This is a genomic window from Methylomonas sp. TEB (assembly GCF_047777895.1).
Taxonomy (GTDB): Bacteria; Pseudomonadota; Gammaproteobacteria; order Methylococcales; family Methylomonadaceae; genus Methylomonas.
In genome coordinates this window covers 874,955-887,198 of sequence record NZ_CP180476.1, presented here as the reverse complement: position 1 = coordinate 887,198, position 12,244 = coordinate 874,955, and the positions used below count along the sequence as shown (strand labels likewise).

The window sequence follows — 12,244 nt, the reverse complement described above, 5'->3', positions numbered from 1 at the left end:
CTTTTTAGCAATTGGGGTATTAGTTTACCGACTTGATTAGCTCTGGTATATTCGCTCGCGGTGTTTAAAACGTGTCATCACATTGTTCTGAATCTTAATAAATAAAACAAACAAAAGGGGAAGGGTTATGGCTGAATTGCTTTTTATAGCGACAACTATTTTTGTAGCTTATGTAGTATTTGTAGTCATGGGTGGCAAAAAGGAAAAACCGGAAACTAGTAAACCCGAGCCCGCCAAGCCGGAAGCGAGTAAACCGGCCATCCAAACCGAACTGACACCGCCTCCTCCCGCAGCTGTAAAAACCGCCGAAAAATCCGCTCCAGCCAAAGCCGCCACACCCAAATCCGCCGCACCCAAAGCCAGTAAATCCGCCACGGCCAAAAAAGCCGCCACCCCTGCGCCAGCAGCGCCAGTCGATAGTCTGAAAAATCCAAAAACAGGTGAAGTCGCCAAAATCCCAGCGAGTTATGCCTTTGCCAAACGCTGGATCAAAGATGCGTTGGTAGAAGAAGGCCTGTTGGACAAAGTGTATAAAAACAACGAACTAGACGATGCCGCAAACGCCAAAATTCAAGTCGCGCTGCAACAATTGAAAGGCATGAGCAAGTATCAATAAGCATGCCTGTGGATATTTAGGCGAGTAGCACGCCCCTACTCGCTTACAGTTTATTTTCTGTTATTCAAGACCCAACTTTTTCAAGCGATACCGCAGCGAACGGAAGCTTAGGCCCAAGTATTTAGCGGTAGCGGTTTTGTTCCAACGATTTTCCTCCAGCGCCGCACTCAAGGCTTTTTTCTCTATGTCTTCGAGATAGGCTTCCAGCGACATTTTCTCGGCGTCGAAATCTTCGACCGCAGCCAATTCCATCCCCAACGGCAAGTTCAGATCATCGGCTTCAATCACGCCGCCATCGTGCAAGGCCAGCGCCCGCTCCAATATATTTTCCAGCTCCCGAACATTGCCGGGAAAATAGTAGTGCTTTAACGCATTTAGCGCAGAGTCGCTGAGTTTGGGCAAATCCATACCGTTGGCATTAGCCAAGCCCGCCAATAAGTGCTCGGTAAGCTGAGGAATATCGGCGGACCGGGCGCGCAGGGGTGGCAAACTCAGCTCGATGACATTGATCCGGTAGTACAAATCCTGCCTAAAACTGCCTTCTTGGACCATCTTGCTCAAATCCTTGTGGGTTGCACTCAATAAGCGCACATCGACAGGCACTTCCCGCTGTTCGCCGACCGGGCGGACTTTTTTCTCCTGAATCGCCCGCAACAATTTAACTTGCAAGGGCAAAGGCAAATCGGCCACTTCATCCAAAAACAAGGTGCCGCCATCGGCCGCCTGAAACAAGCCTTGCTTGTCGGCTACCGCGCCGGTGAAACTGCCTTTTTTATGCCCGAAGAATTCGCTTTCCATCAATTCAGGCGGAATCGCTCCGCAGTTAATCGCAATAAACGGTTTCTCGCCGCGCGGGCTTTGCTGGTGTATCAATCTGGCCACCAACTCCTTGCCCGAACCGGACTCTCCGCTGATATAAACCGGCGCCTGGTTGCGCGCCACCTTGTCGATCTTCGAGCGAATAGCGCACATTAATGCAGACTCACCCAACAAGATGTCGCGGGTACGTCGCTCCTTGTCGGAAACCCTAGTTAGCGAGGCTTGCAGCGCATGACTGACCAGCTGCCGCAATATCCCCAAATCGACCGGCTTGGACAGGAAGTCAAAAGCTCCCTTTTTCATGGCTTTGATCGCAATATCCATGCTGCCATGCGCAGTAATCACCGCCACCGGCAACTGCAAACCGGCTAATTGAATGTGCTCGACCAAATCCAGCCCATCGCCGTCCGGCAGCTTCATATCGGTAAGACACAAATCAAACACCTCAACGGCCAGTAGCTGTTTGGCCTCGGCCAAATTGGCCGCGCAACGGGTTTGAATGTGCATGCGGTTCAGGGTTATTTCGAGTAATTCTCGGATGTCGGGTTCGTCGTCGACAACCAGGGTGACAGGCATATTCATATTTCAATGACGGCGTGATCGGCATTAGCCAGCAACAAAGTGAAACAAGGTTTTCCGGAATGGGCGGCGTAACTTAACTCCGCTTGATTCAGTTCGGCCAATTCCCTGGAAATATACAACCCTAACCCGGTACCTTGGTGGGAAGTGGTAAAAAACGGTTCGAACAAATGCTGCCGGTGCTCTGCGGCAATTCCGGCGCCATTATCGATAATTTTAATGCACGGCGCCTCCTGCATCTGCGACACTTCAAGCACGATGGCCCCTAGCTCAGGCTTACCGTATTGCAAAGCATTGGCGCAGAGATTGTCGAGAATTTGCTTCAAGTGGCCACTATCAATACAGGCATTCAAGCCTTGCGCTTTAAAAATCAATTTAAAACACTCCGCCCGCTCGCCCAGATTCAATTTCTGCTCGTCAAGGTAGGCCGGCAACCACTGGTCCAAAGCGATTTTTTGTTTTTGCGACGGGTTGCGCCGAGACAACTTGAGAATGTCCTCGATGATGCTGTTTACCCGCTGACAATGGTGCTGGATGATTTCCGTCAAACGCAGCTCTTGCACATCTAAATCCGGTGCTTCGGATAGCAATTGTCCGGCATGACTAATGGCGCTGAGCGGATTGCGAATTTCGTGGGCAATACTGGCGGTCAACCGGCCCAGAGACGCCAGCTTGCTCTGTTGTAGGCGTTGGTTATACAAGGCAATGTCCTCGAAAATCAGCATGTACAACGCTTCGTCATCCATACTTAATTCGGAAAATCGCACTTGCACTTCGTTGCGATTGGCTAATTGGATAATGGCAAAATCTTGATCCCGATTGGCGCGCCACAACTCAAAAGCCTGCCTCAGCTCCGGCGCCACCTCGGCCAGTTCCTCCGGATGCAGGACCAAGCCCAGCAAACGCAACGCCGATTGATTGGACAGTTGAGTCACCTGCCGCTCATCGACGATCATGATGCCCGATTGCAAATGCTGGATGATATAGCGGTTAAGACTCTCCAGCCTGGCGATAGTATGCTCGTGCCGTCTGGCCAACACCGCTGCTTGTTCGGCACGCTGTGCCAGGATTACCGATAAAAACGCTATCGAAAAAAACGCCACTCCCAGCATGCCGGCATAAGTCAAGGTAGTATTTTCGAAGGCATGCGTTTCTATCGCATACACCTCTTCAGCAAGAATTGCCAGACTAGCCAAGGCCGCAAACAACATCGCGCAGCGCCCGCCAATTAACAAACCACCCGCCGCTATCGAGATAGCCAGCAAGATGCCAATGCCGCTGCCGATGCCGCCGCTGGCGTGCATCAGCAAGGTAATGAAGACTATATCGGTAAAAATAAATAACTGTGCCAGACTGGCATAAGCCCAACGCGGTCTAAATGCGACCGGCGCGGCAATCAGCGAAATCCCCAGATAGGCAACACTGGTGAACTGGTACAATGATGCGTCGTAGGAACCCAATAACGACGGCCCAAAGCGCAAATAAAACAGCATTACAAACAGGCAGGCGGTAACAAACCGATAGAGGGCGAAAATCTTCAACATCAACCATGCTTGCCGAACGGGAATGCCGTACCCCTTGGAAAAAGGGCAGGGATAAATAGTATCGACCGATGAAGAAAGCATTGCCCGAGTTTTTATGCAGAGTTAGTTAGAATGTTTGTCAGTTCAATCATAGCACCAACTTGAGACGCGATTTAAGCCATCCATGGAGCACTAAATGAATATTCACGAATACCAGGCGAAACAACTCTTTAAAGCGTTTTCGATCCCCGCGCCACAAGGCGCCGTGGCGACCACAGCCGAACAAGCGCAGCAAGCCGCACAGTCCTTAAGCAGCTCTGCCTGGGTGGTAAAGGCGCAAATTCATGCCGGCGCCCGAGGTAAAGCCGGCGGCGTAAAAGTTGCCCGGACCCTGGAGGAAGTAAAGGCTTACAGCGCGGCGATGCTGGGTACACGTTTAGTGACGCATCAAACCGATGCCGCCGGCCTGCCGGTCAATAGCGTTTGGGTGGAAGAGGCTTCGGCAATCAATCAAGAATATTATTTGAGCCTGTTGCTGGACCGGGAAAGTGAACGGCTGATATTTATTGCCTCGGCCTCAGGCGGCATGGACATCGAAGCGGTGGCCGCTGAAACACCTGAAAAAATAGTCAAGGTGCCGGTGCACCCCGCAGCAGGTTTACAACCTTATCAATGTCGCCAAGTAGCCGCTGCACTAGGCTTGGGCAAAGAACAGCAAAGCCAGCTGCAGAGCATTATGAGCGGCCTGTATCAACTGTTTTTGACCAAGGATGCCAGCCAAATCGAAATCAATCCACTGATCCAAACCGATGACGGCAAACTGGTGGCACTGGACGGCAAGATCAATTTCGACGACAACGCCATCGCCTTGCATCCTGACATAGCCGCGATGCGCGATGCATCGCAAGAAGACGCCAAGGAAGCGGAAGCCAAACAGTTCGATCTTAACTACATCACGCTGGACGGCAATATCGGTTGCATGGTCAATGGCGCCGGCCTGGCCATGGCGACGATGGACATGGTGAAGTTGAAAGGCGGTGCGCCGGCCAATTTTCTGGATGTGGGCGGCGGCACCAATAAAGACAAAGTCAAAGCCGCGTTTAAATTGATTTTGTCCGACGGCACCACCAAAGCAGTGCTGGTGAATATTTTCGGCGGCATCGTCAAATGCGATGTAATCGCCGCAGGCATCCTGGCGGCCGTCGAGGAAATGCACTTAACGATACCGGTCGTGGTGCGCCTGGAAGGGACTAACGTCGAACAGGGCAAAGCCATGCTAAGCCAATCGGGACTGGGCCTGGTAGCTGCGGATAATCTAAATCATGCTGCCGAATTGGCGGTAAAACTGGCGCAAGAGGTAGCTTAATGTCTATTTTGATCGACAAACAGACTAAAGTCATTTGCCAAGGCTTCACCGGCAAACAGGGTACATTTCACTCCGAACAAGCACTCGCTTATGGCACGCAATTAGTTGGCGGCGTCACTCCGGGACGCGGCGGCTCCAAGCATCTGGATTTACCGGTATTCGACACCGTCGAACAAGCCGTAACAGCCACCGGCGCCACGGCGACGATGATCTACGTACCGCCGTTTTTTGCCGCCGACGCGATTTTGGAAGCGGTCGACGCCGGCATCGAGCTGATCGTCTGCATCACAGAAGGCATCCCGGTGTTGCAAATGCTCAAGGTTAAAGCGGCCATGCAAGGCACGAGCTCATTACTGGTCGGCCCCAACTGCCCTGGCGTGATCACGCCGGGGCAGTGCAAGATCGGCATCATGCCCGGCCATATTCATCTACCCGGCAAAATCGGCATTGTTTCCCGTTCCGGCACCCTGACCTACGAAGCCGTGCATCAAACCACCCGCGAAGGCTTGGGGCAAAGCACCTGCGTCGGCATCGGCGGCGATCCGATCCATGGCATGAGTTTCATCGACGTGCTGAGCCGTTTCCAAGACGACCCGGACACCCATGGTATCGTCATGGTCGGCGAAATCGGCGGTAGCGACGAAGAACAAGCGGCGGACTTTATCAAAGCCCATGTCAGCAAACCTGTGGTCGGCTACATAGCCGGCCAAACCGCGCCTCCCGGTAAACGCATGGGCCATGCGGGTGCGATTGTCACCGGTGGAGCCGGCACAGCAGCAGGCAAAATTGCGGCGATGCAAGCGGCCGGCGTCAGTATGGTCAGTTCGCCTTCCGATATAGGCGTCGCGATGCGGGATTGTTTTTCCAAAACATAATGTCGATAAAAATAGCGCTAGCCCAACTGAACTTAACAGTTGCCGACATTCAAACCAACACCGGCAAAATTCTGGCCGCCGCTGAACAAGCCAAACAGCGGCAGGCCGATTTGGTGGTGTTTCCGGAGCTATGTGTCACCGGTTACCCACCTGAAGACCTACTGTTTCGACCGGATTTTATTCACCAGGCGCAACAAGCGGTTGCCGAAATTGCCAAGAAGATTGCCGGTATCACGCTTGTGATCGGTTACCCGATGCAACAGGATGGCCGGCTATATAACACGGCCGTGGCATTACGCGACGGCGAAACCCTTGCCGTTTACCGTAAACAGGCCTTACCCAACTATGGCGTATTCGACGAACAGCGTTACTTCAGCGCCGGCGACCAAACCTGTCTGTTTACGGTTAGAGACAGCCAGTTGGCGTTGACGATTTGCGAAGACATCTGGCAGCCCGGCATCATTGCTAAAAACCGCGCTGCCAGGGCAGACATTATCCTGACGCTGAACGCCTCGCCGTTTCATGCCGGTAAGATGCAGCAGCGTGAGGACATTGTCTGCTCGCAGGTCAAAGAAGCCGGGATTCCACTGGTTTACGTGAATCAAGTCGGCGGCCAGGACGAGCTGATCTTCGACGGCGCTTCATTTGTCGCCGATCGTAACGGTGAGGTGGTATTTCGTGCAGCCGAATTTGCGGAGCAACTCAGCATCGTCGAGTTTGTCGACCATCAGCCGCAAATTTCCACCATCGCCGACTTGTATCAACCCGTGGTCAGCGAATACAAAGCGCTGGTCTTGGGTATTCAAGACTACGTGCGCAAAAACGGCTTTCAAGGCGCGATTCTCGGCTTGTCCGGCGGTATCGACTCCGCACTGGTATTGGCGTTGGCGGTGGATGCGCTGGGCGCCGATCATGTCGAAGCCGTGTTGATGCCATCGCGCTATACCCAAGACATGAGCAACCAGGACGCGATCCTGGAAGCCGAGGCGCTGGGTGTCAAATATCACGTGTTGCCCATCGAACCGGCGGTAACTGCCTTCAACTGCATGCTGGCCCCGCTGTTTGCCGGCAGTCAAAAAGACACGACCGAAGAAAACATCCAAGCCCGCTGCCGTGGCGTGTTACTGATGGCAATTTCCAATAAACAAGGCAAACTGCTTCTGACAACCGGCAACAAAAGCGAAATGAGCGTGGGCTACGCCACACTTTATGGCGACATGGCCGGCGGTTTTGCGCCTTTAAAAGACGTATCCAAATTATTGGTCTACCAACTCGCCGAATACCGCAACACCTTGTCGCCGGTCATTCCGCAACGGGTTATCACCCGCGCACCATCGGCGGAATTGGCGCCGGACCAAAAGGACGAAGATTCCCTGCCACCTTATTCTGTGTTGGATCCTATACTTACTTTGTATGTGGAACAGGACAAATCCGCCGCCGAGATCGTGGCACAAGGCTTCACGGTTGCCGATGTGCACAGAGCGATTTCGCTGGTGGATAGAAACGAATATAAACGTCGGCAATCGCCGCCCGGCATTCGCATCACACCCAGAGCGTTTGGTCGTGACCGCCGCTACCCTATTTCATCCGCTTATCGCGGCACGGCCGCGCTTAATCAACCAGCGCCCGACAACGTTAAGGAGTAAATCATGTCAAAAATGCGTACCCTGTTACTTACCACCGGCTTGCTGCTGACGGCACAGACCGGTATGGCCCGCGAAATTAATATTCCGGTGCCCATGGAGTACGGTTTAATCAAAAGTGTGCTGGTTAGCGAGCTCTACGACGGCCCGAATGAATCGGTAAGAGCCTGGAAAGACGGCAAGCAATGCAGCTTTTTGGATCTGGACCATCCGCAAATCAGCGGCGAGCAAGGCCAGGTCAAAATTCAGAACAATGTACAAGCCCGCGTGGGTACCGCGCTGGGCGGCAAATGCATGACCTTGATCGAATGGTCAGGTATTTTGCAAACCCTGCAACAGCCGACATTGGACGCCTCCGGTAATGTGCTGAGCTTCCCGGTCACCCAACTGAATGCGTTTGATCGCAACGGCCAACCATTGAACATTGCCCAATTGCAATCGCTGATCAAAAAAGCCGCCGAGCCCAAACTGGCCGCCCTGAAAATCGACTTAAACCAATCCCGCCCGGACATTACGAAAACCCTGCTCCCCTTCATCGCCGCCGACGATAGCGAGGAGTTGCACGACACCATCAACAGCCTGCGCTTCAATCAGGTCAAAGCCGATGAGAAAGGTATTTTAATCAACGTGGGCTACACCGCTACCAACCAAAATGCCGGCGGCTTAAAAGCGGCCCCGGTATTGAACGAAGCGGAATTGAACCAATGGCGCAAGCTCTGGCAAGGTTGGCAGATGTCTTTGGAAAAGAATATTGAGAAAGCCCCTATCGCCACCAACGCTGACGCCAGCCGGGCAAGCTTGCGCGATGTCCTGCAAAAAGCCGGCGTCGCCTTTGAACAAGGTCTGACGGCGGAATATGTGGCGGAAAACGATCCGGTGCGTAAGTTCTTCAACAGTTCCTGGGACGTGCTAGCCCCGCTACTGCGTGACGCTTCAACCCAGTTACCGGGTAATAGCAGCCTGCGCTATGTGACGTTGATTGCCGCGACAGACTTGATGTACGAGTTGGAATCGATAGGCTCGCCACTTGGGCTGGAAGTATCCTCCAACGGCTTGCGGAAACTGGCCCGCTCGCTGATCGCCCACGAAAATCCCAAAGGCAAGACCAAAACCAAACGCAAAGGTTAAATCAAGCGGGCTTGCCCCATATAAAAACAGGGATACCGGCCACAAGACCGGTATCCCTGTTTTTTTAGGTATAGCCGAATCTAAACCGCGCCCGCCGAGTATGGCCCTAAAGGGTCGGCACCCAAAGTACCCACCAAAGACTGCAAATATTCCGGCGAGGCCAGTTCCACCAGTTTCTGTTGCGCCTGCCTATGCCGTTCGACCAACTTCAGCTCGTCGATCAAAGTCTGGTGACTGCTTTCGTGCAAGAACCTGCCCAAATAATCGACATGCCGTTGCCATAACGCGATGTCGCGCTGCTGCTTGATCCGCAGCCGTTCCTGATACCAATCCGAAGCCAACAAGTAATCGCGGGTAAACATCGCCCGTATCTCCGGATGATGCGCATCCTTACCCTGATAATGACCGTCGGCCATGATATGCAGCAAAGCATACAGCGGCGGACAGGCGTCTTCTATACTGCCGTCATCAAGATATTGCTGGGCCACGCGCTGCTGGGTTTCGACGATATTGTTGATGCCGTCGACAAACACCTCCAGGTCCTGACGCTCGGGTTGCAAAATCTCGTCGGTAAAAACCGCATACGGGTTATCGAAGATCTTACCCATCAAGCCGTGCACGAAATGACTGGTGATGCGATAACCCAAACGGCTGGCCAAGACGATTTGGCCCTTGTGTTCAAAATCGGTTAACGGTTCCAGATAGCCATGTTCCAACAAAAATGCCGGGTGGCGCTCTTCGCGCGACAGCCGCGCCCAAATCTCCGGAATCAACAAGCTGATGTCGTGATCGACGCGAGTATCCGGACCGATAAACCCGGCCGAACTGGAAAAGCCGGGATAGCCGGTCAAAATGAACGAGACCAGGGCATTGTTCAAATCGGCGGTACCGCGCAAGGCATTGAACGGCCCTTTAGTCAGCGCACCTTCACTACCCGCTCCGGTAGTAGACGGCGATTTGCCGGTCAAGGAACAGACAAAATCCATGAACAGTTCCGGCAACTCTTGGTAATGAATCGGATTGTAAACCGCCAGCGCGCGGATGCCCGGTTCGGGAGGATTGTTGCGGCGGCCGGTCAATACCGCGTCCACCGGATGACAGAGCGGTTGATTGAGTGGAATCTTGCGATGTAAACGCGCGCCCACTTCGGCCACGTATTTCCGTAAGGGTTTCACCACATCGACACGGGTTTCCAGGTAGCGCGGATTTTTCGACGGTTTGCCGTTCACCAAACGCGGATGCGCGGAACACACCACATAGCCTTTCCCATCCTGGTAAGCATCGCTCAATAGCTTTTGCATGGGCGCGGTGAATTTGGAAAAAGTCATCACATCTTCGACCACCGCCGATAACTGTTCGTGATCCAAAGGCTCGAAATTGGCCATGAAATTACCCGGCCCGGACATGTTCAGCTCGGTTTGTTTGTCGTAACCGGGAATAATCGCGTCGTCCGGGCGTTGAAACAGCCGGTATTCGCAGTTGCTGACCAGTTTCAGACTCGTTTCGTAACCATCGTCCGGTAGCCAAGCGCGTACCGCCGCGGTCGGCACCACCACCGAGGCACTGATGTCGTCTTCCATCTGCACTTTCTCGCAAGCGATATAGTCTTGCCGCACTTTGAAAGTGCGCCAGCCGCCGTCTAGGTCAAAACCTACCCGTAAATAAGTGGCGACGATCTTGCGCTGGTTCAGTTTCAACTCGTGACCGGGCGCGCCGTCGATAATGTCCACCGACAAATTGTCGCGCCAATTGTTGCCCCATTCCGGCCGGTAAAAGCGCTTGATCAAAAATACCAAAGCCAGAATGCTGGGCGGAATGGAGCGCAGCCAATCGTTAAATTCCGGCACATGGTTGGGAGAAGGCGTCAATAGCTTGATCACGGAACCCAGGCTGCGCTCCGAACTGAGCACGGTCCGGCTAGGCCCGCGATCATCGCGCTCGAAGCCCGGCAAGAAGCGGCCGGTATAGTCTTTATCGAAAATCGCCTGCACTCGATCCAGATCGTGCTGCAAATCGTCTACGAACAGCGGGCCGTAGATTGCCGCGTCTTCGATGGATTTGGAAATTTCCGATTTGCCGCCGCCGGACACCGTACAGGGCTTATGACAAAACGTGCCTTCCGCGACGGTGCCGATCAAGCGCCAGGACGGCGCACCGGGATGCTTGCACATCTCGATTTTATAACCGTTGGGCTGCACGTAAATTTTGCCCGGTTGCAAGCGAATGCTATGGCTTTGGCCGTTTCTGATCCAGGTAATTTTCTGCGTCGCCAGACTCATCCGCAAATCCTGCGGCACATAAATAATCTCCGGAAAATGCCTGTCCACCGCATAACCTTCCGGATGCACATCCATAATCGCGCCGTAGTGATAGGTCATCTCGTCGAAATCGTAGCCCGGCTCGCGGGTCAGACTGCCAATGCCAAATTCATCACCATGATTGACGCGGCGAAACGCCAGCGCGCCGCCGGCATGCTCCTCTTCTGCCAAACCGAACAAATTGGCGGCATAGCTGATTTGGGTTTTGACTTCCTTTTTGCAATAACCGTAATAGTTATCGGCCAGTAGGGTGACGATTACGCCGCTGCGGTCACGCGCAGTCAGTTTAAACGCCTGACCGTCGTTATATAGTTCCTCGGGATTTTGCCAGCACATGCCATCGGCGCGTTGCCGTTCGGTGGCTTCATCCCAATGCGGCAGACCCAACTGTTTTTTAGTGAGCTTGGTTAAATGCGGGGCCAGAATCACGCAACCGCTGTGGCCTGACCAATGCTCAACATCCAGGGCCGCATCGCATTCCGGCAAGGCGGGATTGCCGCCGTTGCCAAAAATACTTTCGACGAAATCCAGATTACTGACCAAATTGCCCGGCGCAAAAAAGCGGATTTCCATGGATTTTTCGGCTGCAACACCCGGGATTTCTGGACAGACTACCGGCCGCATCAATAATGATGCAAACATGCGCGCCGGCTTGGGTTGGTGGGCGGTAAACGGCAGCACCATCAAATCGTCGGGTGGATTTAACGCCTCACCCAGCATCAAGGCAAAAGTCAGCTTGGGCACCTGCTTCTTATCTCCGGGGACGGGTAGACCGCCTTCAGCCACATGAAACGAGCCTTGCGTGGTACGCCGGTCGCTGGCTGGATTGTGCAAAATGCCTTGCTTCACCCGAAAGCTGGAGACGATTTCGGAACGAAATTCATCTTCGCCCAAAGGCAACGATAATTCACGCGCCACGCCGTGCTTATCCAACTCGAAAGTCATCGTCGGCAAACTGGGGATTTTGGCAAAGCCCAGATCCGCGCAATAGCGTTCCAAGAAATCTTGAATCCGTCTATCGGCGGGATAAAGGGAGGAACTGGCCAACAAGCGGCTTTTTTCCAGATAGCTATTCAGCAAGTCCTGAGCGGTATCCATAAACTGCGCTGACTCGGTATCGATACAAGTCGGCTGCCCGCATGAAGCCAGTTTCAGATTGATATAAAGATGCAACTGTTGTTTAACAGCTTGCTCGTCTTGCCCCACCGACCCCAGACCCAGCGCCCTTAGCTTATCCATAATCCTCCCCCTTTTAGTTTTAGAAAACGATGCTTCCATGATATAGCAAACTTGGGGGTTTGGGTCAGTAGCAATCCAAGCAGCGCGCCCTCGACCCAGAGCGATTGCGCTCAACCAAGCGGGTGCTCAGCGCTGCAG

At 53.4% G+C, this 12,244-nt stretch carries 8 protein-coding genes; 5 read left to right on the top strand and 3 right to left on the bottom strand.

The window, feature by feature from the left end:
* Positions 1-127 precede the first annotated feature (127 nt).
* Complete coding sequence (locus ACMXD4_RS03965; RefSeq protein ID WP_415879934.1) at positions 128-616, top strand: hypothetical protein; 489 nt, start codon at positions 128-130, stop codon at positions 614-616.
* Between the two features lie 60 nt (positions 617-676).
* On the opposite strand, the gene ACMXD4_RS03960 is transcribed toward ACMXD4_RS03965, so the two are convergent.
* Both ACMXD4_RS03960 and ACMXD4_RS03955 read right to left on the bottom strand, forming a co-directional pair.
* Positions 677-2,017: a sigma-54-dependent transcriptional regulator gene (locus tag ACMXD4_RS03960; RefSeq protein WP_415879933.1), complete on the bottom strand. Its 1,341-nt coding sequence runs from the start codon at positions 2,015-2,017 to the stop codon at positions 677-679.
* On the bottom strand, positions 2,014-3,558 hold the full coding sequence (locus tag ACMXD4_RS03955; RefSeq protein ID WP_415879932.1) for a sensor histidine kinase: 1,545 nt from the start codon (positions 3,556-3,558) through the stop codon (positions 2,014-2,016). The genes ACMXD4_RS03960 and ACMXD4_RS03955 overlap by 4 nt, the downstream gene beginning before the upstream one ends.
* Before the next feature lie 175 nt (positions 3,559-3,733).
* Between ACMXD4_RS03955 and sucC the strand changes: the two genes are divergently transcribed.
* The 4 genes from sucC to ACMXD4_RS03935 are packed head-to-tail and all read left to right on the top strand — an operon-like array spanning position 3,734 to position 8,549.
* Complete coding sequence (sucC, locus tag ACMXD4_RS03950; RefSeq protein ID WP_415879931.1) at positions 3,734-4,903, top strand: ADP-forming succinate--CoA ligase subunit beta; 1,170 nt, start codon at positions 3,734-3,736, stop codon at positions 4,901-4,903.
* Positions 4,903-5,778 (top strand): succinate--CoA ligase subunit alpha, encoded by an 876-nt coding sequence (gene sucD / locus ACMXD4_RS03945; protein WP_415879930.1) that lies wholly within the window; start codon positions 4,903-4,905, stop codon positions 5,776-5,778. The genes sucC and sucD overlap by 1 nt, the downstream gene beginning before the upstream one ends.
* A complete protein-coding gene (locus ACMXD4_RS03940) occupies positions 5,778-7,424 on the top strand; it encodes an NAD+ synthase (RefSeq protein WP_415879929.1) in 1,647 nt (548 codons plus the stop codon). The genes sucD and ACMXD4_RS03940 overlap by 1 nt, the downstream gene beginning before the upstream one ends.
* 3 nt (positions 7,425-7,427) lie before the next feature.
* Complete coding sequence (locus ACMXD4_RS03935) at positions 7,428-8,549, top strand: hypothetical protein (RefSeq protein WP_033156093.1); 1,122 nt, start codon at positions 7,428-7,430, stop codon at positions 8,547-8,549.
* A gap of 80 nt (positions 8,550-8,629) precedes the next feature.
* On the opposite strand, the gene ACMXD4_RS03930 is transcribed toward ACMXD4_RS03935, so the two are convergent.
* Entirely contained in the window at positions 8,630-12,106 is a 3,477-nt protein-coding gene (locus ACMXD4_RS03930; protein WP_415879928.1) for a hypothetical protein, read from the bottom strand.
* Between the last annotated feature and the right edge of the window lie 138 nt (positions 12,107-12,244).